At 33.7% G+C, this 25,224-nt stretch carries 22 protein-coding genes; 15 read left to right on the top strand and 7 right to left on the bottom strand.

What is annotated here, in order from left to right; all coding sequences use genetic code 11:
• Positions 1 to 37: 37 nt before the first annotated feature.
• The 5 genes from H593_RS0103040 (at position 38) to H593_RS0103020 (ending at position 3,905) form a co-directional block, all read left to right on the top strand.
• Positions 38 to 541, top strand: coding sequence for a GbsR/MarR family transcriptional regulator (locus H593_RS0103040; RefSeq protein ID WP_028871069.1), 504 nt, complete (start codon positions 38 to 40; stop codon positions 539 to 541).
• Between the two features lie 270 nt (positions 542 to 811).
• Positions 812 to 1,636, top strand: a complete 825-nt coding sequence (locus H593_RS0103035) for a thiol-disulfide oxidoreductase DCC family protein (RefSeq protein WP_028871068.1) — start codon at positions 812 to 814, stop codon at positions 1,634 to 1,636.
• A gap of 53 nt (positions 1,637 to 1,689) precedes the next feature.
• Positions 1,690 to 2,589, top strand: a complete 900-nt coding sequence (locus H593_RS0103030) for a TIGR01777 family oxidoreductase (protein ID WP_028871067.1) — start codon at positions 1,690 to 1,692, stop codon at positions 2,587 to 2,589.
• Positions 2,590 to 2,594: 5 nt separating this feature from the next.
• Positions 2,595 to 3,293 carry a YqjF family protein gene (locus H593_RS0103025; RefSeq protein ID WP_028871066.1) on the top strand — a complete coding sequence of 233 codons (699 nt, stop codon included), beginning with the start codon at positions 2,595 to 2,597 and terminating at the stop codon, positions 3,291 to 3,293.
• A gap of 60 nt (positions 3,294 to 3,353) precedes the next feature.
• Entirely contained in the window at positions 3,354 to 3,905 is a 552-nt protein-coding gene (locus tag H593_RS0103020) for a sigma-70 family RNA polymerase sigma factor (RefSeq protein ID WP_028871065.1), read from the top strand.
• Positions 3,906 to 4,140: 235 nt separating this feature from the next.
• On the opposite strand, the gene H593_RS0103010 is transcribed toward H593_RS0103020, so the two are convergent.
• Entirely contained in the window at positions 4,141 to 4,974 is an 834-nt protein-coding gene (locus tag H593_RS0103010) for a hypothetical protein (protein WP_028871063.1), read from the bottom strand.
• A 122-nt stretch (positions 4,975 to 5,096) separates the two neighbouring features.
• Between H593_RS0103010 and gcvP the strand changes: the two genes are divergently transcribed.
• From gcvP to H593_RS0102990, 4 genes are all read left to right on the top strand, one after another.
• Positions 5,097 to 7,949 (top strand): aminomethyl-transferring glycine dehydrogenase, encoded by a 2,853-nt coding sequence (gene gcvP, locus H593_RS0103005; protein WP_028871062.1) that lies wholly within the window; start codon positions 5,097 to 5,099, stop codon positions 7,947 to 7,949.
• A gap of 106 nt (positions 7,950 to 8,055) precedes the next feature.
• The gene (locus H593_RS0103000; RefSeq protein WP_028871061.1) at positions 8,056 to 9,114 is read left to right on the top strand and encodes a 3-oxoacyl-ACP synthase III family protein; all 1,059 of its coding nucleotides are present in this window, start codon (positions 8,056 to 8,058) and stop codon (positions 9,112 to 9,114) included.
• A 33-nt stretch (positions 9,115 to 9,147) separates the two neighbouring features.
• A complete protein-coding gene (locus tag H593_RS0102995; protein WP_028871060.1) occupies positions 9,148 to 9,684 on the top strand; it encodes a class I SAM-dependent methyltransferase in 537 nt (178 codons plus the stop codon).
• 64 nt (positions 9,685 to 9,748) lie between these two features.
• On the top strand, positions 9,749 to 10,597 hold the full coding sequence (locus tag H593_RS0102990; RefSeq protein ID WP_028871059.1) for a glycosyltransferase family 2 protein: 849 nt from the start codon (positions 9,749 to 9,751) through the stop codon (positions 10,595 to 10,597).
• A gap of 51 nt (positions 10,598 to 10,648) precedes the next feature.
• On the opposite strand, the gene H593_RS0102985 is transcribed toward H593_RS0102990, so the two are convergent.
• Together H593_RS0102985 and pafA are read right to left on the bottom strand one after the other, a co-directional pair.
• The gene (locus H593_RS0102985; RefSeq protein ID WP_028871058.1) at positions 10,649 to 11,458 is read right to left on the bottom strand and encodes a DNA/RNA non-specific endonuclease; all 810 of its coding nucleotides are present in this window, start codon (positions 11,456 to 11,458) and stop codon (positions 10,649 to 10,651) included.
• Between the two features lie 2 nt (positions 11,459 to 11,460).
• Positions 11,461 to 13,125, bottom strand: coding sequence for an alkaline phosphatase PafA (pafA, locus tag H593_RS0102980; protein WP_028871057.1), 1,665 nt, complete (start codon positions 13,123 to 13,125; stop codon positions 11,461 to 11,463).
• 201 nt (positions 13,126 to 13,326) lie between these two features.
• On the opposite strand from pafA, the gene H593_RS0102975 reads away from it, so the two are divergent.
• Both H593_RS0102975 and H593_RS0102970 read left to right on the top strand, forming a co-directional pair.
• Entirely contained in the window at positions 13,327 to 14,067 is a 741-nt protein-coding gene (locus H593_RS0102975) for an MlaE family ABC transporter permease (protein WP_028871056.1), read from the top strand.
• Complete coding sequence (locus H593_RS0102970; RefSeq protein ID WP_028871055.1) at positions 14,064 to 14,831, top strand: ABC transporter ATP-binding protein; 768 nt, start codon at positions 14,064 to 14,066, stop codon at positions 14,829 to 14,831. Before H593_RS0102975 ends, H593_RS0102970 begins: the two co-directional genes overlap by 4 nt.
• Before the next feature lie 7 nt (positions 14,832 to 14,838).
• Here H593_RS0102970 and H593_RS0102965 read toward each other — a convergent pair whose 3' ends face one another.
• The 4 genes from H593_RS0102965 to H593_RS0102950 form a co-directional block, all read right to left on the bottom strand.
• Positions 14,839 to 16,296: a DUF389 domain-containing protein gene (locus H593_RS0102965; protein WP_028871054.1), complete on the bottom strand. Its 1,458-nt coding sequence runs from the start codon at positions 16,294 to 16,296 to the stop codon at positions 14,839 to 14,841.
• A 3-nt stretch (positions 16,297 to 16,299) separates the two neighbouring features.
• The gene (locus H593_RS0102960; RefSeq protein WP_028871053.1) at positions 16,300 to 17,379 is read right to left on the bottom strand and encodes a mannose-1-phosphate guanylyltransferase; all 1,080 of its coding nucleotides are present in this window, start codon (positions 17,377 to 17,379) and stop codon (positions 16,300 to 16,302) included.
• An 85-nt stretch (positions 17,380 to 17,464) separates the two neighbouring features.
• Complete coding sequence (locus tag H593_RS0102955; RefSeq protein WP_028871052.1) at positions 17,465 to 18,064, bottom strand: SprT-like domain-containing protein; 600 nt, start codon at positions 18,062 to 18,064, stop codon at positions 17,465 to 17,467.
• An 8-nt stretch (positions 18,065 to 18,072) separates the two neighbouring features.
• Complete coding sequence (locus H593_RS0102950; RefSeq protein ID WP_051229606.1) at positions 18,073 to 22,104, bottom strand: FG-GAP-like repeat-containing protein; 4,032 nt, start codon at positions 22,102 to 22,104, stop codon at positions 18,073 to 18,075.
• A gap of 515 nt (positions 22,105 to 22,619) precedes the next feature.
• Between H593_RS0102950 and H593_RS0102945 the strand changes: the two genes are divergently transcribed.
• The 4 genes from H593_RS0102945 to H593_RS0102935 all read left to right on the top strand — a co-directional run bounded on the left by H593_RS0102945 (position 22,620) and on the right by H593_RS0102935 (position 25,222).
• The gene (locus tag H593_RS0102945) at positions 22,620 to 23,771 is read left to right on the top strand and encodes a T9SS type A sorting domain-containing protein (protein WP_028871050.1); all 1,152 of its coding nucleotides are present in this window, start codon (positions 22,620 to 22,622) and stop codon (positions 23,769 to 23,771) included.
• Positions 23,772 to 24,032: 261 nt separating this feature from the next.
• Entirely contained in the window at positions 24,033 to 24,401 is a 369-nt protein-coding gene (locus H593_RS18420; RefSeq protein ID WP_245585003.1) for an NUDIX hydrolase, read from the top strand.
• Between the two features lie 15 nt (positions 24,402 to 24,416).
• Positions 24,417 to 24,551 carry a hypothetical protein gene (locus tag H593_RS21390; RefSeq protein ID WP_261793683.1) on the top strand — a complete coding sequence of 45 codons (135 nt, stop codon included), beginning with the start codon at positions 24,417 to 24,419 and terminating at the stop codon, positions 24,549 to 24,551.
• Positions 24,552 to 24,694: 143 nt separating this feature from the next.
• A complete protein-coding gene (locus H593_RS0102935) occupies positions 24,695 to 25,222 on the top strand; it encodes a CIA30 family protein (protein WP_245585002.1) in 528 nt (175 codons plus the stop codon).
• Positions 25,223 to 25,224 lie beyond the last annotated feature (2 nt).

Below are 25,224 nucleotides of genomic sequence, written 5' to 3'. Positions count from 1 at the left end.
TTTAATATACCTTTATGCTGTTAATAAAATTAAGAATATGAATTACGACGAAGCTAAAACTAAATTTGTGAGTACTTGGGGCAGCTTAGGTACCCTCTGGGGAATCAATAAAGCCATGGCTCAAATACAAGCATTACTTTTTATTTCTATAAAACCATTGTGTATGGAAGACATTATGGAAGAACTCAAAATTTCACGTGGTAATACTAGTATGAACTTACGCCAATTAATGGACTGGGGAATTGTCACTAAAGTAATTATTCCCGGTGAACGAAAAGAATATTTTACGACAGAAAAAGAGGTGCAAGAATTAGCTAGAGTGATCGCAAAGGAGCGTAGCCGCCGAGAAATAAAACCCGTTGTGAAAGTATTAAAAGAAGTATCCTCTATAGCAGATGACGGAACAGAAAAAACAAAAGAACTTATAAAACAAACAAAAGCGTTACATGACTTAACAGAAACTGCAGATGATATGATTAACAAATTGGTAAATCAAAAACAAAACTGGGTTACTAAATCTTTACTAAAACTCATAAAATAAAAAAATTTAAAATATGCTTTCAAAATTTTCTGAAAGTTTAAAACAAAAAATAATAAATTATAGCCTCCTCACATATGGTATATACCTTACAAACATCACAGTGATTATCATAAAATTGGGTTGGATGTCATCTAGCAACTTATTATTCTTTTCTATAAGCCCTCGACAATCGAGACACCCTTCTAAACCAGTACTAAAAACAACTGTTTTATTGATGTTCTACACACGCAACACACGACCACTTTATATTAAAACTTAAAGAACAGTAGCATGAAAACACTAGAAAATCACACACTCCTTTACGATCAGGATTGCCCATTATGCCAGGTCTATACCTCTGGTTTTATAAAAACTGGTATGCTAGATAAAAATGGAAGACAACCGTTCAGCACCATATCTTTAGAAAATCAAAATTTCATCGATGTGAAACGCGCATCTAACGAAATTGCATTAGTTGATAATAAACATAAAACGGTAATATATGGTATTGATAGTTTACTAAAAGTACTGGGTTATAGATTTCCAACTATTGAAAAAATAGGACACATAAAACCCGTAAAATTCCTATTAAAAAAACTCTATAGCTTTATTTCTTATAACCGTAAAGTGATTATTCCAAGTCAAGAAAACAAATTAGAACACTTACAATGCTTACCCACATTTAATGTGACCTATAGATTACTATACTTACTATTTTCAGTAATCGTTACCATGTTTACTCTATTTTATTATGGCAAACAGATCTCAACACTTCCTCAAGGACCATTGATAAGAGAAGGATTTATCACCATTGGTCAATTGGTATTCCAAGGGATACTCCTTTATAAATTGGATAAGAAAACTATTGTCAATTACTTAGGAAATTTGATGACTGTATCACTTATAGGTAGTTTGATGTTATTACTTTTACTACTTATAAATCTAGTGATTCCTCTTAATGAGATCATCTTTTTAATAGGGTTTGGAATAACGATCTTTATTATGTTTAAAGAACATTTTAGACGTGTCAAATTACTTAAATTAGCGAATTTTCTCTCTTACACTTGGGTTGTTTATAGAGTACTTATTTTAATAACCATTATAATTTCAAACTGATGAAACGCGCATACTACAAGTAAATGACCGTTAAGAAACAATACATATTACACATGAAAACTATAACAATAGCTGGAGGCAGTGGATTTCTAGGACAAATTCTAGAAGACTACTTTACAAAAAAAGGAGACCATGTTTATATTTTAACACGAACAGTACAGCGTAAAAATGATATCTACTGGAATGCTAAAGATCTTGAAGATTGGACAACAATTCTAGAACAAACAGATGTGTTAATCAATCTTACAGGAAAGTCTGTTGACTGTAGATATAACGAAGACAATAAACAACAAATCCTTAACTCCCGTATAGATTCTACACATGCATTAGGATTAGCTATTAATCTTTGTGAAGACCCACCAGAGGTTTGGTTTAACTCCTCAACTGCTACAATTTACAGACATTCTACAGATCTGCAAATGACTGAAAAAATGGGTGAGATTGGTGATGATTTCTCAATGAATATTGCTAAGTCATGGGAGAAAGCGTTTTACTCTGTTACCAATCCTAAAACCAGAAAAATTGCATTACGCACATCTATTGTTATGGGAAAACATGGTGGAGCAACTGAGCCTTTAAAAAACTTAGTTAAATTTGGTTTAGGAGGAAAACAAGCTTCTGGAAATCAAAAAATAAGTTGGATTCATGAGTTAGATTTCGCAAGGGCTATTGACTTTTTAATTGTGAATGACGCGTTAGATGGCAATTTTAATTTAGCAGTACCCACTCCAACTAATAATAAAACCTTAATGACATCTTTTAGAAAAGTGATGAACATACCTTTTGGAATTTCGCATCCCGAATGGTTAATCAAACTTGGAGCAAAACTCATTGGTACAGAGCCAGAATTGGTTATGAAAAGTAGAAATGTAATCCCAGAACGACTATTAGAAAACGAATTTAAATTCATTCATTCAGATATAGAAATCGCATTAGATAACCTTATAAACTAAATATTATGACATTTTTAGAAGCCTACTGGAAAAACTTAATACTCATCAATTATGAAGTGGATCCTAAGATCTTAGAACCCTTACTTCCAATGGGAACAACACTAGATAGTTACAACGGAAAATACTTTGTAAGTATTGTTGGATTTCTATTTATGGACACTAAAGTATTAGGTATAAAATTACCCTTTCACGTCAATTTCGAAGAAGTAAATCTTAGATTTTATGTGCAACGCAATGGCGAACGAGGAGTTGTTTTTATTAAAGAAATAGTTCCTAAACCACTAATCACCTTAGTAGCCAATTCATTGTATCACGAGCATTATTACACTGCCAAAATGAAGCATCATTGGTCAGAGAATGACAATTCTAAAAACTTTGAATACCAATGGAAACTAAAAAATAAGTGGCAATCTATTTCAGTGGAAACAGCAACTGAGTTTTCTTCAATCCCCGAAAACTCAGAAGAACAATTTATTACAGAGCATTATTTTGGTTACACGAAATACAAAACCAAAACTTTTGAATATGAAGTTGTACATCCTTCTTGGCGTCAATTAAAAGTTAATAATTATGTTGTTAATATAGACTTTGAAGGCAACTATGGATCTCAATTTAAACACTTAGAAAACGTAATACCAACCTCTGTTATTCTTGCTGAAGGCTCTAAAGCTAGTGTGAAAAACAAAAAAACAATCCACAAGTAATACTTTCGATAAAATCAATTTTTTAGGTTATTTTTGAAATGAAATTGTTTAGATAAACAAATGCCAAAACACACTATCGATCCTAATCAATGGATTAATCGCTATTCGGATTATCTTTTTAATTACACGATTACTCGTGTCAATGACAGTGAAAAAGCTAAAGATTTAGTTCAAGATACTTTTGTAGCTGGTTTAAAATCTATGAAGAATTTTAAAGCAGAAGCCAGTGAACGCACGTGGCTCATTTCGATATTAAAAAGAAAAATTATAGATCACTACCGTAAAATCAACTCTAATAAAGGTAAAGCGGAAGTTAGAATATCCTACAATAGCGAAGAAAACGAAGGTGATTGGTTAGAAGAGCGTGTTGCAGATCCTTTTGATAAAACTGCAGAGGATACGATCGAAAATACAGAGTTAGGTTTAGCAATCGACAACTGCTTAAAAAAACTTCCATCAAAACAAGCCCAAGTTTTTGAGATGAAAACAATATTAAATTACGAAACCGAAGCTATATGTAATGAATTAAATATTACTGCGTCTAATCTTTGGGTAATTATACATAGAGCACGAACGGCTATGGCAAGTTGCCTGGAAAAAAATTGGTTTTAAAATGGGTAATAAAATTATAATCCTTTGCAAAGAAGCAAATCATGTCTGTGATAAAACACAATATAAGGAGGCAACGTTGTGGGAGAAATTCTTATTAAATATACACCTTATTTATTGTAAAGTTTGTAGAAAATACTCAAAGAACAATGCGAATTTGACTAAACTTATGATTAAAAGTCCTGTAAATTTAGATCCCATTTCTAAAGAAAATTTAAGGACAGCTTTTGAAAAAGAATTAGCTAAGCATAAATAATATTCCTAACCATATTAGTGGTAAACTCTCTACCCAAAACGCACTATAATAGCTGTTTTGATTTTGTTTCGCAAACACTAAAAACAATAGTGTGATTGACGAAATAATTAAAGAACTCAATAAACTTCTAATATTGAGGTCGTCTTTATAATAATTCAATGCATAAAATAGAACTAATAGTAACATGCCGACTAGCTTAGTTTGCTTTACTCCTATTTTCTGAGGAATGGTTGCCAGTTTCAAACCATCATAATTTAAATCTCTAATCTCAAACGGAAGCATCAACACCAAAACAAAAAGAAAACGCTGAAAAGCAGTGATAATGACATCATCTGTAATTTTAAATTGATTGTTAAACAATGGTAAGAAAACAGAAACACCTGCCCATATTATTGCAATAATATACACTTTAAGACCACCAATACTTCGTAAATTCTTTTGCTTATCAATGAAGATTTTTTTAGGAATTATAGGTATCGCATATAAAAAAGTTGCCAATCCAAAAAAACCAATATAAAGTAATGTCTTTAGTTCTAACTTAAGTGCATAATAAGTCATTATTATAAAACAGATTCCAGAAAATACTTGAATAGTTTTTAACCACTGCGCCAAACCTCGGTGATGAAATTTTGCCAATCCAAAATACTTCACAAAATTGTATCCAGTTATAGACGCAAAAAAAATAAAATTGAGCACATTTTCATCATATGGAATATCAAATTGTAGCAAGGTCAAACAAGATAAAGCATATACTGCTAAAGCCACGTGAATACTGCTATTAATGTAAAAATCTAAAAATATTTTAAGGACTCGCATTGTACAAAAATAATCAAACTGTTAATAAACCATTATTTTGGTTGAAAAGTTTCATTTTCATTAACAACTAAGGCTCATTATTTCCTTAATTTTGCAAAACAAAACACAACTTAAATAATTGAATGAATACAGAAGATTTTTCACTACGTCATATTGGTCCTAGAGAAGCGGATCAAAAACTAATGTTACAAATAATTGGGGTGGACTCTATGGAGCAATTAATCCATGAAACTATACCCAATGGAATTCGTTTAAAATCAGATTTAGATCTTGACGCACCAATGAGTGAACAAGAATATTTGCTGCATATTTATGATTTATCAAAAAAGAATAAAGTTTATAAAACCTATATTGGTTTAGGGTATCATCCTACTATTTTACCTGCAGTGATACAGCGTAATGTTTTAGAAAACCCAGGTTGGTACACTGCATATACGCCTTATCAAGCAGAAATTGCTCAAGGACGTTTAGAAGCCCTTTTAAATTTCCAAACGATGGTCACTGACCTCACAGGTATGGAAATTGCCAATGCGTCTTTACTTGACGAAAGTACTGCTGCCGCAGAAGCTATGAGTTTATTGTTTGCCGTTAGAGAGAGAGACCAAAAGAAGACTGGTATTAATAAGTTTTTCGTTTCAGAAAACATACTACCTCAAACATTGTCGCTATTGCAAACTAGAGCAACACCAATTGGAATTGAGCTCGTAATTGGAAGCGAATCTGATTTTGATTTTTCTACGGAATATTTTGGTGCCATTTTACAGTATCCTGGTAAACACGGTCAAATAACCGATATTAAAACGTTCATTGAGAAAGCAAATGCATCTAGAATAAAAGTTGCTGTCGCCGCCGATATTATGAGTCTTATCAAATTAGAAGCTCCAGGTAAATTTGGTGCAGATGTCGTTCTTGGTACCACACAACGTTTTGGAATCCCAATGGGTTATGGAGGACCTCATGCCGCATATTTTGCTACAAAAACCGCTTATAAACGAGATTTACCAGGACGTATTATAGGAGTAACTAAAGACTTAAATGGCAATAGAGCCTTACGTATGGCTTTGCAAACTCGTGAGCAACATATTAAACGTGACAAAGCGACATCAAATATTTGCACTGCTCAGGTATTATTAGCAGTAATGGCTGGTATGTACGCTGTTTATCATGGACCAAAAGGCTTAGAGTTTATCGCCAACAAAATTTATGACAAAGCAACAACTCTTGCCAACGCACTCGAAGATTTAGGTTTTGAACAAACAAATACATCGTTCTTTGATACCCTTCATATTAAGGCAGATGCAAAAGCGATTAGAAAAATTGCTTTAAAAAATAAAATGAATTTTTACTATCCTAGTAAAGATAGTGTAACCATCTCTTTAAATGAAACTGCTACAATTGAAGACTTAAATACAATAGTCTCCATTTTTGCTAAAAGCATTAAAAAAGATACGATTGTGATTTCTAAAATTTCTGAAGGAAATAGTATCGAAGGGAACCTAAAACGTCATACTACATTTTTAAAAGAACCTGTATTTAATTCTCATCATTCCGAAACTGAATTGATGCGTTATATCAAAAACTTAGAGCGAAAAGATTTATCATTAAATCACTCTATGATTTCATTGGGCTCTTGTACTATGAAATTAAATGCAGCTGCCGAAATGCTGCCATTAAGTTGGTTTAAATGGGGTAAAATTCACCCATTCGTACCAGTTAATCAAGCAAAAGGATATCATAAAGTACTTCGAGCTCTAGAAGACCAACTCACAGAAATCACTGGTTTTGCAGGCACTTCTTTACAACCAAACTCTGGTGCTCAAGGAGAATTTGCAGGCCTAATGGTTATTAGAGCTTACCATGAATCTCGTGATGACCATCATAGAAACATTTGTATAATTCCTTCTTCTGCTCATGGAACTAATCCTGCAAGTGCAGTTATGGCAGGAATGAAAGTTGTGGTTATAAAATCATCGGAAGATGGTAATATTGATGTTGACGATTTACGTGAAAAAGCAGAATTACATAAAGATAATCTATCTGCATTAATGATCACGTACCCATCAACTCATGGCGTTTACGAATCTGCAATTAAAGAAATCACACAGATTATTCATGATAATGGCGGACAAGTTTATATGGATGGTGCCAATATGAATGCTCAAGTAGGATTAACAAATCCTGGAAACATTGGAGCAGATGTTTGTCATCTAAATTTACATAAAACGTTTGCTATTCCTCATGGTGGAGGTGGACCAGGTGTTGGACCAATTTGCGTTGCAAAACAACTCGTTCCTTTCTTACCAGGAAATCCATTAATAAAAACAGGGGGAGACCAAGCAATCACAGCTATATCTGCTGCACCTTTTGGTTCGTCTTTAGCGTGTTTGATTTCTTACGGATATATAAAAATGTTAGGTGCTTCAGGTTTAAAGAGATCTACCGAAGTTGCCATTCTTAATGCCAACTATATTAAGAAACGCCTTGAAGGTTCTTTTGAAACTTTATATTCAGGAGAACGCGGACGCGCTGCTCATGAAATGATTATCGATTGCAGACCTTTTAAAGAGCACGGCATTGAAGTTGTAGACATTGCTAAGCGATTAATAGATTATGGTTTTCACTCACCAACAGTATCATTTCCTGTAGCTGGAACCATGATGATTGAACCTACTGAAAGTGAGAGCAAACAAGAAATGGATCGTTTTTGTGATGCAATGATTGCCATTAAACATGAAATTGATGATATTTCAAAGGAGGATGACAATAATACACTCAAAAATGCACCACATACATTGGCTATGATTACTGATAATGAATGGTTATTACCATATACTCGTCAGCACGCTGCATTCCCATTAGAGTATGTTAGGGATAATAAATTTTGGCCTAGTGTTCGTCGTGTTGACGATGCCTATGGTGACAGAAACCTTGTCTGCACTTGCGCGCCAATTGAAGCCTACATGGAAGAAGTATAATTTTAGAGGTTTGAACATCGTAAAATAACAAGGTAGTAAAATTAACATTTGAAGAACTATTAGTATATTGCCTTGTTTATTTCTTAGTAAAAGGAAATCCCAATTTATGAGTATAAAAATAACTGGTACCGGAAGCTTTATTCCTAGTCGAATTCAAAAAAATGAAAATTTCTATAATCACGAGTTTTTAAATTTAGACGGCTCTACCATTAATAGCCCAAATGAAGTTATTGTTGAGAAATTTAAAGCAATAACTGGCATCCAAGAACGACGTTATATAAAGCCAGAATTATTAAATTCTGACATCGCATTTTATGCTGCAGAAAAAGCTATTGCAGATGCCAAAATCGATAAAGAAACATTAGACTATATTATTGTTGCTCATAATTATGGTGACGTTACGTATAACACACAACAAAGCGATACTGTACCAAGTATAGCATCAAGAGTTAAGCATTTACTAAAAATTGCTAACCCTAGATGTGTTGGTTATGATCTATTATTTGGATGTCCTGGTTGGATTGAAGGTGTCATCCAAGCAAAAGCTTTTATTGCATCTGGGATAGCTAAACGCTGTTTAGTCATTGGAAGTGAAACTTTGTCTCGTGTTGTTGATAAACATGACCGTGACTCTATGATCTACAGTGATGGTGCAGGAGCAGTTATTATTGAAGAATCTACTGAAGAAGGCGGAATTCTCACTCACGAAACAGCGACCTTTGCACTAGATGAAGCTCATTTTATCTTCTTTGGTAAAACTAATAAACCAGAAAACACAGACCAACGTAAATACATTAAAATGTACGGTCGTAAAATTTATGAATTCGCATTGACTAATGTGCCTTTAGCTTTAAAAGCCTGTTTAGATAAAAGTGATTACTCTATTAAAGATGTGAAAAAAGTATTGATTCATCAGGCTAACGAAAAAATGGACGAAGCTATTGTAAAACGTTTTTACAAACTTCATGATATGGACATGCCAAAAGACGTCATGCCAATGACAATTAATTTACTTGGTAATTCTAGTGTAGCGACGGTTCCTACATTATATGATATGATTTTGAAAGGTGAGCTAAAAGACCATAACATTAACAAAGGTGATGTCATTATGTTTGCCAGTGTTGGTGCCGGAATGAATATTAATGCGATTGTTTATAAGCAATAATTATCAAAAAAATTATTTCTACGGAAAAGTAATATGTACGAAAACACATTTCCAAACAAACGATTTAAGCATACCGTTGAATTTTTAAAGCAACATATTGATACTTCCCAATCTATATTAGATTTAGGTATTGAGAATCCGTTATCAGATATTTTAAAATCTCATGGTTACACTGTTAAGAATACTTCAGGAATAGATTTAGATATTAATACTTCGGAAATTAAAAATTCTCAAAATGAAGTCGTTACAGCATTTGAAATTTTTGAACATCTCCTTTCTCCTTTTACAGTACTAAAATCTATCAAAGCAGATAAACTCGTTGCTAGTATCCCAATGCGATTATGGTTTTCTTCAGCTTACAGAAGTAAAACAGATATGCGTGATCGACATTATCATGAATTTGAAGATTGGCAATTTGATTGGCTATTAGAAAAAGCAGGATGGAAAATAATTGCTACCGACAAATGGACAAACCCAACTAAGAAAATAGGAATTAGACCAATTCTAAGATGGTTCACGCCGAGATATTATATCGTTTATGCTGAAAGGTATTCAAAATCAAAATCTTAAATTCCCAATTCAAAATCCTTTTCTTTAGATTTGAAATCACATATTCATTATTTTAATATTTTAAATGAACTTCTACATCATCATTCCTGCGCATAACGAAGAAGATGCCATTGCTCAAACTTTAGAGTCTTTGGTCAAGCAATCGTTACCCGCAAAACAGATTGTAGTGGTAAATGATAATTCTACTGATGACACACAATACATCGTAGAAAACTATGTTAGTCAATATTCAAATATTTCTATAGTAAACACAGTCTCTTCAAACAAACACTTACCCGGTTCTAAAATCATCAATGCCTTTTATAAAGGTTATGAAACCCTAGATCATAACTATGATGTGATTTGCAAATTTGATGCAGATTTGATATTTCCGAAGCACTACTTAGAGCAATTAGCAGTTCATTTTAAACAAAATGAACGCTTAGGTATGGCTGCAGGTTTTTGCTACATAGAGAAAAATAACGATTGGATTTTAGAGAACCTAACGCATAAAGATCATATTAGAGGTGCATTAAAAGCCTACAGAAAACAATGTTTTTTAGATATTGACAAACTCAAACGATCAATGGGTTGGGATACCGTTGATGAATTACTAGCAAAATATTATGATTGGGAGTTATTAACTGATGAATCACTTCACGTCAAACATTTAAAACCAACGGGAGTTAGCTACAACAAAGCGTCTAAATATTTGCAAGGTGAAGCCATGTATAAAATGCGTTACGGATTTACAATCACCTTAATTTCTGCATTAAAACTAGCCTACAAAAAGAAAAGTGTCGTACTTTTCAAGGATTATATGACTGGTTATTTTAGAGGGAAACGGAATAAATTAGACCGATTAGTAACTCAAGAGCAAGGTCAATTTATTAGAAAATTACGTTGGAATGGGATGTTGAGTAAATTGAAATAAATTATATTCAATAAGGAAATCCTGAATCAAGTTCAAGATGACACTGTCGTGTCAATTAAAACTCCACTCTTTATAACTACTAGAAGCCTCTAGTTTATTTTCAATGCTATCATCTAGCTCTGCAAAGAAATCTATTCCAGTTAATTCTTCAATGACATCAACAGAAACTACAAATTTATATAAGGGTTGATTAGAATTTTGATGAGATATCAAAAAGGCAATCATCTTTGTTTGACCTGTATTATTATCAATGATTACTTTGTAGAACTGATTTGGAACACTTACCTCTTCCTCCCCAATGGTCTTCATAGCTCCTTTTAAAACACCTCCAGTCACCACAAATACGCCGTCATATTTACTGGCCCAATACCTAACCTTCTGCTCAAGCGTATTCCAAATACCAGCATTAAAGCTATGTTCTTGCGGACTAATATTACTGGTTAAAAAGGTTTCATCATGAGCAGTTTTTGTATATTTTCTATCACCTGCAGGACATAAATGCCCACGATCATAACCAGACTTTTTATAATTTCTCCAATGCGCTGCACCCGATTTTACCGCTTTATCAATTTCAAAATAGGGACGTTTAAAATTAGTATTAGATAAGTGTGTTTTTTTTAATTCGTAAGCAACCCATTCTGCTTGCTCATGTGTTTCGTTATACGACAATGAGTAGCCTTCATGATGCACAATTTGACCTGTTGTACTTGTAGGTAGGAAATATTCGTTAGTACTAGTTTTTACTGTTTCTCCTTCTTCTATGATTTCGGTACTTTCTTTAACATTTAAGAAGTGCTCGTAACCATAAACACCAAGAACAATTATAATTGCGATTAAAGAATAAATTGTTTTTTTAGTCATTACTAATCAATAACAAATCCCAAAGTTTGTCCCGTAGAGGCATTAGGAAAACTAATTCCTAAGAGTGCTGAAATCGTTGGTGCAATATCTGGAATTACTGTTTTATCATAGGTCTCACCTTGATTAATACCTTTTCCGAAGAATAATAAAGGTACATGTGTGTCATAATTTAATCCACTACCATGTGTAGATCCGGTTTTTCCGTATGAAATATATGCAGGATCTGAAAGCAATATAATATCTCCAGAACGTTTTTGGTTGTAACCATTTTGTAATAATAACTCTATACCAGTTGTGAAATTAGTAGTTGTCATTGTATGAGCAGAAAATACTTTTTCAATATGCTTATATCCAATTAACTCGTTAACAATGGCTTCTTGAACATCATTTATATGTAGATCTAAACTATCAATAAGTCTGCGGTTTAAAAATATTTGGTTATTGCTGATATTCTCAACAAAATCTGATGAATTAAATTTCGCGCTTAAATGATCAATTAAACGCGCATTTGTTTCTTTATTATCTAAATAGCCAGATGGGATTTTCATACTCTGTAAATAGGAAGGCACTTCAACTGCTCCATGATCTGCGGTTAAAAAAACCGTATAATTGCCTTCTCCGACTTGCTGGTCTAAAAATTTAAGAAAGCGTTCTAAATCTTTATCTAAACGGATATACGTGTCTTCAATCTCTTTAGAACTCACACCAAAATTGTGTCCTACATAATCTGTTGAGGAATAACTTACGGTCAACACATCTGTAATATCATCTTGTCCCAATTGCTCTCCTTTAATGGCTGCTATAGCAAAATCTGTAGTTAGAGAATTTCCGTAGGGCGTCGCTTTAAGGATATCAAAACCACGATTCTCATCTTTTAATTTTGCCAAATCATAAGGAAATGTCGCTTTTTCTTTTCCTCTAAAACCACCTTCAAACTCATTTTCATCACTATCACTCTCAGTATAGGATGCAATATCATAAAAGGTATCCCAAACTCTCAAGTAAGACTCTGCTGCATCTGAAGTATTAAAATCTAAAACCCACTTTGGGAGTTCACTCATATAAAACGTACTTGTTATCCAAGACCCCTCATCTCTACCATGAAACCAATAGGCGGCATTTGCGGTATGACCTGCAGGTAAAATTGCACCTCTATCTTTTAGTGAGATACCTATTGTTTTTCCTTGTTTTTGAGTAAATAGTCGATTTTCATCACCAAAGGTGGTTGTTTTCATTCTGTGTGGTGACATTTCACCAGCATCATCTTGAGTTCCAACAGAAGAAACGCTGTCATCTCCAGCACAGTATACCATATCTTTAATCTCCTTATCAAACCAATTATTACCAATAATACCATGATTTTTAGGCGTAGTTCCTGTAAAAACTGACGCATGTCCGGGACCCGTATATGTTGGGATGTAATTAAAGTGATTGTTTTTACAGTTAAACCCTTCATTAATCATACGTTTGAATCCGCCGTCACCATATTTACTCGCAAATCTTGTGAGATAGTCATAACGCATTTGATCAACTACAATACCTACAACCAGCTTAGGATTGCTATTATTAATTGTAGTTTGTTCCTTTTTTACTTCGGAAATTGGCTTTTGTGCATGACATGAGGTCAATACCACAAGCATGAGAAGAAGATTAATTATAACTTTCATGTATTTATATTTATTATTTTCAAAAGCTACACGCTATTGGCTATTAATCATCACTTTAGATGAAATAACTTTTAACACGTTCGTTTCATAAAATTGTTCTATTTTCTATCTTCAAAAATACAGTTTTTTGTTTAGCATCTTTTAACCTTTACATTAAAAAAGTCTTTGTAATTTTTTACTTTTACCATAACAAATTTTACTATGTCATACCTTCATAATATTGGTGCTTATTTTTTAATGATTGCCGAGATGTTTCGCAAACCCACTAAGTGGTCGGTTATGCGAACCTTGATATTGAAAGATATTGATGATTTAATCATTGGCTCACTAGGTATCGTCGCCTTTATTTCCTTTTTTGTTGGTGGTGTTGTAACTATTCAAACGGCATTAAACATTGATAATCCTCTAATCCCTAAATACCTCATAGGTTTCGCTACGAGACAATCTATTATACTAGAGTTTGCTCCTACTTTTATTTCTATTATTATGGCTGGTAAAGTAGGGTCTTTTATTACCTCTAGTATTGGTACGATGCGAGTTACAGAGCAAATTGACGCCTTAGAAGTTATGGGTATCAACTCCTTAAACTACCTTGTATTTCCAAAATTTATTGCTTTAATGTTATACCCTTTTGTGATTTCTATTGCGATGTTTTTGGGAATTGTAGGCGGAATGGCTGCCGTAATATTTGGTGGTTTTGGCACTCTAGAAGATTATATTATAGGTATTCAAATGGATTTTATACCTTTTCATATCATTTACGCATTTATCAAAACATTTGTATTCGCTTTTCTTTTAGCAACGATTCCTTCTTTCTATGGGTTTTACATGAAAGGCGGCGCACTAGAAGTTGGTAAAGCAAGTACAACTTCATTTGTTTGGACTAGTGTCGTTATCATCCTTCTCAATTATATATTAACTCAACTCCTACTAAGCTCATGATTGAAGTAAAAAACATACATAAGTCTTTTGGAGATGCTCATATTTTAAAAGGTATAACTACTACTTTTGAAAAAGGAAAAACAAGTTTAGTTATTGGACAAAGTGGCTCAGGTAAAACAGTTTTTCTTAAATGTCTATTAGGCCTTTTTTCTCCTGAAGAAGGCGAAATTGAATATGATGGACTGGCTTATGCCAAACTTACAGATGCCCAGAAACGAAACTTAAGAGCAGACATAGGTATGGTCTTTCAAGGTAGTGCCCTTTTTGATTCTATGACTATTCTAGAAAATGTTATGTTTCCACTGCGCATGTTTACTAAGCAAACCAAAACCGAAATGGAAGATCGTGCAGACTTTGTTTTAAAACGTGTAAACCTTGAAGACGCACATCATAAAATGCCTAGTGAAGCCTCTGGAGGAATGCAAAAACGGGTCGCCATTGCAAGGGCTATAGTAAACAAACCTAAATATTTATTTTGTGATGAACCAAATTCTGGCTTAGATCCTAAAACGGCAATAGTCATTGATAACTTAATTCAAGAAATCACAGATGAGTATAATATTACCACGGTAATTAATTCTCACGATATGAACTCTGTAATGGAAATTGGTGAGAAAATCGTGTTCTTAAAAGATGGACTAAAAGCATGGGAAGGCTCTAAAGAAAACATCTTTAAAACAGATAACGAAGTGGTAACAGATTTTGTTTACTCCTCTAACCTATTTAAAAAAGTACGACAAATGTACTTAGAAGAAAGAGCTTAATGATAGACTACTCTACTACAAGTGTATCTAACTTTAACTTGTCCTTAAACCAGACTCCCAACTTTCTCAAATCTTTTCCTTTTTGTTCTTTAGTGGTCAAAGAATCTACCCATTTAAAGGAAAATATATTGAGCGTATCTATTTTTGAAAAATCTGATGTAATTCGTTTTGAATAGGATACAGCCTTTAAATTTTCATAGTTAATTTTAGCTTCTCGAACTAAGTCTTCAAATGGAATTTGACCGCGTTCTAAACGAGACAACCGAGTCACTGTGTTTTCTAAATAAGCAATCTTTTGACCTTGTGATAACAAATCAACAGAGTCACGAGTTCGCAACTCCTCCATATATTCAAGATTATTAATAGATCTATTTGTCACCTGTTTAATAGACAGCTTAGATTTTTTAAGTGCAAAGTAATCCTTAAAACGGGATTGTAACAAAAGTCTAGTTTCTTCAGATATTTCATCATTCCCAAAAGGAATTAATTCAATAAACGAATCACCAAGAGGCTCATAATTAGGAGTTGCATTCTTTACAATAAAGCTAGAATTAGGCAGTGCTTTTAATTCATTATTTATAAACGCTTTAGCATCTATTTCAAAACGACTTTCTTTTAATACATCTACGAAAGTAAAACCTGCAGGAATCATGACAACAATAGCAACCAAAGAAGCCAATCTTGCAATTCGTTTCCGTTTGGCAGAATTCGCATATTTAAGCATTGGAAAACGCAAAATTTTAAGCACTAGAAAAGTTGCTAACGCAATAAATATGGTGTTTATCGTAAACAAGTACATGGCTTGACCAAAATACGCCCAATTTCCTTTTGCTAAGCCGTAACCAGCTGTACATAGAGGTGGCATAAGCGCTGTAGCAATGGCGACTCCAAAAATAACAGACGCTATTGTTCCTTTTTTAGTCCGAGCGATGATTAATGCTAAACCACCAAAAAATGCGATAAGCACATCTCTAATATCTGGCTTTACACGTCCTAAAAGCTCTGATGTATCTTCACTTAAAGGAAAGAATCTAAAGAATAGAAAGGCTGTTAATAAACTCAAAATAATCATTATTACTAAGTTGATTAACGATCGTTTAAGTGTATCAATATCATTAATAGCAAGAGATAAACCAACACCTAAAATTGGACCCATTAATGGAGAAATTAACATAGCACCGATAACCACTGCTGTTGAATTTGCATTTAAACCAATCGAAGCCACAAAAATGGAGCACACTAAAATCCAAGCAGTCGCTCCTTTAAAAGGAATATCATTTTTGATCGCTAATATAGTTGCATCACGATCTGTATCATCTCTAAAGTCTAAAAGCTCGACCACAAAGATTTTAATACTTTGCCATAAGCCCTTGGCCTCTTGTTGAATTGCTTTTTTGCTTTGCTCAACTGCTGCTTCTTTTTTGATCTCTTCTTCTGAGAAGTCGAATTTACTCTCGTCACTCATATTTTAACCGTAATGTTCTCCAAATTTATCTTTGACACTTTGGAGCACTTTTTTAATATCTTGTTCTTTTGTCTTCGGAAAGATAAGTAAAACTTCGTCTTTATCAACTATAATATAATCCTGAAGTCCGTCAATGACAACTACTTTATCAGCCTTAGTTCTAATCATATTACCCGACGCATCTTCAGTTAACGTTTGTGCATTCACAACAGCATTACCATCAACATCCTTATCTAACTTATCATACAAACTTCCCCATGTACCAAGGTCATTCCAATCAAAAGTTGCTGGAATCACATAGACGTTTTTGGATTGCTCCATGATAGCATAATCCACAGAAACATTTTCTGCTTTGGCATAATTATCCCTAATAAAATCATCTTCAAACTCCGTATTATATGCGGCATAACCAGATTCAAAAAGACTATATAACTTGGGCTGATTCGTTTCAAAAGCCTTCAACACACTATTGACACTCCACATGAAAATCCCGGCATTCCATAGAAAATTTCCTTGCTCTATAAATCCTTTTGCTGTCTCGTAATCTGGCTTTTCTCTAAACTGATTAACCTTTTTAATAGTAGCTTCGGCAATTTTATCATATTCAATATAACCATAACCTGTATTTGGAAATGTTGGTTGAATCCCTAAAGTCATCAATGTATCGTTCTCAGAGCAAAAATCGAATGCTTGCTGTACGTTATTTGTAAATGCCTTTTCATCTTCAATCCAGTGATCACTTGGGGCAACAATCATGACTGCATCTTTATTTTCCTTTTGGATTTTTAAAGCAGCATATAAGATACAAGGTGCTGTATTTCGCATGGCTGGTTCTAAAATAACTTGACGCTTAGTGACTTCAGGAAGTTGCTCAAACACCAAATCATTATAACGTTCATTGGTTAAAATGAATATATTTTCCTTCGGAATCAAATTCGCAAGACGATTAAAAGTCTTTTGAATCAAAGTATCTCCAGTTCCCAACATATCGTGGAATTGTTTTGGAAAATCCTGCGTACTTACAGGCCAAAACCTTGATCCCACTCCTCCTGCCATCAATATGGCATAATAATTTTTATTCATCAAAATTGTTTTGTTTCCGTACATCGAAACTATTATTAATCAAAAGCCTAGATCTAATGAGATTCCCATTGTGAGTGGACTATAATTACTCTTCTAATAATTCCACTTCCACATTAGCATTAAACAAGTATGTTTTACTTGTTTTTAACTCCACACATTCGTAACGTGTGCGTCGTTTTAAACCTTTTCTAAATATACGTCCATTGTATATTTTAAAGGACTCATGTAAAGGTACTTCAAATATAAAGGTTTTATTGTTTGGCGCGTCAAATTGCTTTAAAGCATAGGCGAGTTGAATGTCTGTATCGCTGGATGCTTTTGGATTTTTAAAATGCTTTGCTAATAAGGGTAATAATTCCATTGGAAAAACATCAGGATTAATAAAGGGTAACATTAAATGCTGAAATGTACGTTTCCATTCTAACCCGTGAGGTTTGATTAACCGTCCGTAATTATTGAAAGCTTCAAAATGAGCAATCTCATGAATGAGCGTTATTAAGAATCGATAATGATTTAAATTAGAATTTACTGTGATTTGATGATTTCCGTTAGGTAAACGCTTATAATCACCATGTCTTGTCTTACGTTCTTTCTTAACTTTAACGTTTAACTTATCATGATCTAATAATTCTATAACTTTTGAAATAGCCTTCTCTGGAATATACTCTTGAAGTGTCTCTTGCATACCAATAATTAGCCCTTAACGATTAATAGTTTTGAATCAGTATTAATATTTAAAAAATAGAGTCCTGCCGCTGTTCCCTCTGGGATAACGAGTTTAGTCACGCTGCCAAATTCATTAAATTGTTTTTTAAGAATATTGACTTGTCGTCCTCTAACATCAAATATAGTTATGATATCTTCCTGAGATGAATTTGTAATAAATACTTCATTTTTAATAACAGGGTTTGGATACACAATTTGCTCTGCACTATCATTATCAATGACATCTCCTCTAAAATAAGGCACTGCAAAATCAAAGGCGTCATCAGCTACTTTTTCTCCAATTAATCGACCAGGAATATCGTCTGCAGGCGGATGAATTCCGCCCCAAATACGAGATAAACTTGTTTGATCTGAAGCGTCTCTATACGTTGCCCATTGTAATTTTACATCTACAGAGGGACCTTGCTCAAATACCAAAAAGTCATTTTGTTTAGCAGTAAACTCTCCTAATCCACCAGGGAAAAATGCGCTTCCTGTAATTTTTGTCAAGACTTCTGAAGCTGCTCTAGAATAAGTAGAGTGACCAGAAACATACCCAGCAAATGGAGGTGTTACAAATGTAGGTCTTTGATATGGCCACCAATTTTCAGCAAGAATCCAGCCCACTCCAGCGATATCTGAAGCTTGGTCATCGATATAATCTGGACCTCTCCAGGTATATAATTTTACTTTACCAAAATTCACACCTTCTTCTCCAACCAAAGCATCGTTTACACCCACAACCTCAACATAACCCTCTAATAAAGGAATTCCTGCAATATTATAATTATCTCGTGTTTCGTCTGTACTTTGACCTAATACAGCCATGTTTCTAATTGCTGAAATTGGCCTCAAATAATCATACCATCCTTTTACACTCCATGCTGAGATTGCAGAATCGTGCATTGCTCCTCCCAAAATAAAATACGCTTTCACATCCCACTCTAAATCATCCAGAATGACACCTTCTCCCTCAAATTTCTTTTCTAATTGTGGATGCTCATTCACATAATTTAAAATCGTGAACCAATGTCCTGGAGGTGTTTCAGAGTCTGGGCCATCAGCCCAAAACTCTGCTAAGACTCTTGTATAATCCCCTCTTGGCACAAGTTGCGATTCATAGGCTTGGCCTGTCACAGGATTGACCGCATGACCTGGACCAATATCGCCTCCTTCAATGATATTATAAAAATTTGGATAATCACTATAGTTGATTGGAAACTCATTAATATCTGTATTGCCAATAGCTGCAGGAGAAATATCCCACAGTACATTATCATTAGGATCTAGATGGGAACCCCAAATAGAGACCATAGAAAATCCTAGTTTATAAGCATCACTAGATTCATCATCTGATGACACATTCAAATAAGGTGGATCACTTGGATCATTATATACTTTAAAAGCATCTCCATTGCGCTGATAGGTTACATGATCTTCCGCAGACATCGCAAACGGATATACATTTCCCCATTCTGGACTTAAAAACTCTATAACTGTTCCATCTATCAAGTTTCCGCTTTGGTCGATAAATGTATCTAAAGCCAAAGGTTGCCAACGATTAGGATCATTCATTAATGTTGTAGTTGCTACTGCTGGCCCTAGAGGTTCATTTACGGAAGCATAATATGCATTATTGAAGAAGTCAAGTTCTCTTGAGCCATCTCCATTTCCATAGTTAATAATCGCCTCTGCCACATAATTCCCTAACGCTGTTGCATTTCCAAATTGATACAAAGTGGATATCGCAAATGCAGTTTCATAACCTAATTGTTCCATGACTAAATCAAACAGACGCTGAGATTCTTCAGCATTTGGAGAGTTTTGAAAACGATACGATAACAAGCGATACATGGCATAGCTTATTGCTTTTTTTTGTGACTCTTCAATACTTTCTAAAGGTGAAAACTCTAATAATTCCGTAGAAAAATTATTCACTGTATTTCCAATAAGATAGGGTTTTGCTGCCTCGTCATAAATTGCCCAAATATCATACATGGCAACGCTGGTATGAAACAAATTTCGTGCATGAATGGTTGGTCTCGCAAAATCTTTTCTAATGGCCGCTAATAAAACCTCGTTCCATAATCTTGCTATGGAAAAATCCTCTGGTAGTTCATTAGCACTTAACGCTATACTTAGCTCCTGTACTTCGCTAAAGCAATTGCCGTTATTTTCTCTAACGCTTATTATCCCTATTTCGTTTAACCCCCATTTTATGGTAACTGTATCTGTATTTTGACCCTCTACGATTTCTCCGCCTATAACCGACCAATTAGCTGTAGAACCGCTTGCTATGACATAGTTATAGTCTTCTATTCTGAAAAATCCTGAATTTTCAGCTCCAGAAATTAAATTAGAATTTAGATAGGTACACGTCCCGTCATCTAAAGTTGCACTTGGATTATAATTACAAGAGAAAGGATCTGTGCAACCTCTAATTTTTTGACTAGGTTGAATGTCTACTACCGTAAACGCCTCCCCTTCAATAGCTAAAATAGTTGTGTTTTCCTCTAAGTTTTGATGAATTTCAACTAATCCAGAAGGCCATTTGATTTCTAATTCTTCAATTTCAATTGCATTAGACAATCCAAAATGAACCGCTTGTAGACTCTGAGATAAGAATCCGACTCCAGTATAATGTCTTACATAAGTGCGCTCATTAGTACGTAAAGTTAATCTTGTACCAATCGCATCTCTATTTGAGACTGTCCCTTGAAGCTTAACTTTAAACCATTGCAAAGTACTTTCTTCGTCATAATTGAGGAGTTTGTTTTCGTAAAGTATCGATTGCTGATCAGCATTAGTGACATAAATATCTAAATCACCATCGTTATCATAATCAAAATCCACCGCTTCTACACTTACTGTGAGTGCGTTGAAGTTTAATGCTTCAGAACTGTCTTCAAAACCAGATAAGCCTTCCGCAGATAAATTTTTATAATACACATTTGTTTCAGTACTTCTATCTTGAAATTCAAACCCGTTGACAATGATTAGGTCTTCATCGCTATCTAGATCAAAATCTGCAAAGCGTGTTCCCCAAGCCCAACCGGATGGTGCAATATTATTAGAGGCAGTTGTATTTATGAAATTGTTTGTACCATCGTTTTGTAATAGTGCATTTTCATCTATACCTGTGACAAAGACATCAAAAGCACCATCAAGATTGAAGTCACCTAATGTGACTCCCATATCATCAATCATATTATCGAGACCAAAGAGTTGTGCTTGTTCTATGAATGAATTTCCGTTTTGATTAATGAATAAACTATTGGGGTCGCTAAAATCGTTAGACACATATAAATCCATCCAACCATCGTCATTAATATCAAAAGGTACAGCCATATAACTCGCATTGCCACCTGTATCTTGCATATTAGTTTCTACAGTGACATTTGAGAATGTCCCGTTGGCATTATTGAGATAGATTGAATTGGTATCACAAGCATCCCAATCATTTACATAGAGATCAAGAAAACCATCGTTGTTGTAATCAAACCATGTGGCTCCTGTATGTCTACAATCACTAAATTGAGTTAAACCCGTACCTTCTGTAACTTCTGTGAAGATTCCATTTTGATTGATAAACAATTGAAGTTTATTTGAATGTGTCAAGACCAAATCAGGAAAACCATCATTATTATAATCTCCCCAAGAGACGCCATGTTTAAAACCTTTGAGTCCAAAAAAAGCATCAATTTCAGTAATTACTGGATGTAGATTGGTTAATCCTACCTGTGCAGTAACATCTGTAAAAGAACCATCATTATTATTTCTATAAAGTTTACTTTGAGTGGTCTCATCACCCTCTAGATCTTGAGCTAATGCAACGACAAAAATATCGAGGTCCATATCATTATCAAAATCGGCAACCGCAACACCATTATTATTTTTTAAATTCCCTAATCCTGAAATCCCTTGTACTTGCTCAAATACCTGAGCGTTGACTGAAGACACTAATAAAACTACTACTATTATAATACAGCTTACGTTGTGTTCTAGTACTCTTTTAATCACGTTAATTTTTGTTTAAAGATAATGAATCACAGCTAATTATAGATGATAAATGATCAGCACATATAAGCTCCATATATATAACAACTATCTTCATAAAAGTCCTGATTATCACGGCTAAAAAAGGCAAATAAAAAATATTCCTCATTTGAAATAACTGTCCAAATTAAATTATAAAAATAGTCAGATCATGGTCAATAACCATATACTTCAAAACATTAAGCACATAAAAAACAGCTAATAGAATTAAAACTAAATTTAAGCTGACTCTATTTAATTTAAAATTTCTTACGAGTAAGGCGTTCTGTTAAAAAAAAATCAAGTTATATTGAAACTCGCCTTTCTAAAAAAAATAGTCGAACTTCGTTTAAATGTGGAAATCGACAATTGAGACAGTCGACACCTTAATCTATTTTCAACTCATTGAACAACGCCTGAAACTCACAATAACATACTTGAAAATAATATAATTATTTTCAGACTATTAATAGATTAAGCATTAGTAAAAGACCCTTTAAATGAAAAAAGCAACAACTATAATATTCCTCTTATTTGGTTTATTAACAATAAATTCTCAAACAGCAACAGACATAACAAATTTACAAACTCCCGCTTTAGACGAAACCTCTGGCCTTATTTTTTATAACAATAAGACAATTACTCATAATGATAGTGGTGATGCTCCTAATCTATATGAAATAGATGCGAATACTGGTGCTATAACAAGAACGGTTATCATAAATAATGCCACAAATATAGATTGGGAAGATCTTACACAAGATGCTTCTTATATCTACATAGGGGATATTGGAAATAACAGTGGCAGTAGAACTGATTTAAAAATATATAAAATTTCAAAAGCTGATTATAGTGATGCGGACAATACAGTTACACCTGAAATCATTTCATATTCTTATGCAAATCAAACTGATTTCACTCCAAATTTAAATAATAATAATTGGGATGCTGAGGGGCTTATTTCCTATGATGATAAGCTACTAATATTTTCTAAAAATTGGGTAGATAACACGGTTAATGTTTACTCCATTCCAAAAACCGGTAGTGAAGTGCATAGTGCCATCTTAGAAAGCAGCTACAACACAAACGGACTAATAACTGGAGTGGATACTACCGCTAATGAAAGTGTTATTTTTCTTACTGGATATAGTAGCACTAATGCACCATTTATGTTTACGATTTATAACATCCCTAATGATAGCTTGGATCTATTTTCTGGCACAGTCTCAGAAAAAATATCAAATATAGTTCCCTTGGGTAATCAAGTAGAAGCTATTTCTCTTTTTGAAATTACAACGACTAAGCATCGTTTATATATTTCGAATGAAAAATACGTTGCTTCTATTGGTCCAATAACAATACCTTTTCCTGCAAAATTATGGATTATCGAAATTGATAGTGATACGATAACTTTGACGGTTCCAGATATCACTTCGAATCTTGCTTTAAGCCTATACCCAAATCCATGTCATACACTATTGAATTTAAGTGAAAGCGTTGATGAAATAATTATATATGATGTATCTGGAAGAAAAATTATAGAACAGCATTTTGTAGAAGAGCTTTCCTTAGAAAGTCTCAATAAGGGACTTTATATTGCCCATATTAAAGTTAATAACTCTAGACTTGTTAGAAAAATAATAAAACAATAAAACAATTTCTCCATTTCATAATAGATACATCTCTCCATAAAATCAAAGGAAGAATCTCGCTATTGTTGTGGCTATAATTATACGTGTATTACATTTCCATTTGAGTCCCTATCATTTGCTAAACACTTGATCACCGAGGTATCCATTTCAACGTTATCAAGTACAAACGAATCTTTTTATACAGTGCTTTCATTTTCACTTCTTATTATTAATTGCTGTTCTAGTTATTTTATATTTACATGAAAAATATCATATCCCTAAATGAAACTATTAAAGACCCATTATCATCCTGAAGTAAAAACACTAGACAATAAATCTGTTTTCACAAGACTAACCACGAGAAGTATCGTAATTAATGGTCACAGTATTCTATTACTTTACACTGAACGTTATGAAGACTACAGTCTTCCTGGCGGAGGCTTAGACCTAGACGAAGACAGAATAGAAGGGATGATGCGAGAACTTATTGAAGAAACTGGAGCAAAAGATATTAAAAACATACAACCCTTTGGCGTTTACGAAGAGTACCGACCATGGTATAAACCTGACTATGATATTCAGCATATGATTTCTTACTGCTATACTTGCGATGTTAACGAAAACCTTGGCGTTTCAGATTTAGAATCTTAGGAAATAAACAACGGCATGAAAGCTGTTTGGGTTAATATTCATGACGCTATAGAACATAATAAAAAGACAATGGCTATGAGCACCAAAAAAGGTATGTCTATTGAACGCGAGACTTTTTTATTGCATCTTATAGCTAAAAACCTATCCTGAAGCCTATAAAAGGTAATACTAATAGTTTCTCACAGTCTTAATATATAAACTGATCTTAGACAAGCGTCTGCAAAACCCCAAAATTTTAGTTAACATGCTTTCTAGTCATTAATGTGCTTCGTATCTTTATAGAAAGCAATCTCATGAGACTTTTTATACTAATTTCAACGCTATTATTTATGACCACAACGACGCTTTTTGATTTCAACAAAACTTCTGACACCAGCAATTGGAGAATCGTAGATGACGTTGTTATGGGTGGACGCTCCAACGGAAATTTAGAAATTAACACTGAAGGTCACGGTAAATTTAGCGGTAAAATCTCTTTAGAAAATAATGGTGGATTTTCATCTTTACGCTACCGTTTTAAAACAAAAGATGTTTCAGGATATAGCAAAATAATCCTTCGTATAAAAGGTGACGGGAACAATTATCAGTTTCGCATCAAGACCTCGTCTAGGGATTACGCTTCCTATATTTACGAATTTGAAACGACTACAGATTGGATGACCATCGAAATACCATTTACTGCAATGGAACCAAGATTTAGAGGTCGCAGACTTAATGACCCCAATTTTCCTGGTGAGCAAATGGAAGAAATTGCTTTTTTAATAGGCAACAAAAAAGAGCAATCTTTTGAATTGCTCCTTGATAAAATTGAATTGGAATAAAC

It is taken from the genome of Psychroserpens burtonensis DSM 12212 (assembly GCF_000425305.1).
Lineage (GTDB): Bacteria > Bacteroidota > Bacteroidia > Flavobacteriales > Flavobacteriaceae > Psychroserpens > Psychroserpens burtonensis.
This window is presented reverse-complemented; position numbering and strand designations above follow the sequence as displayed.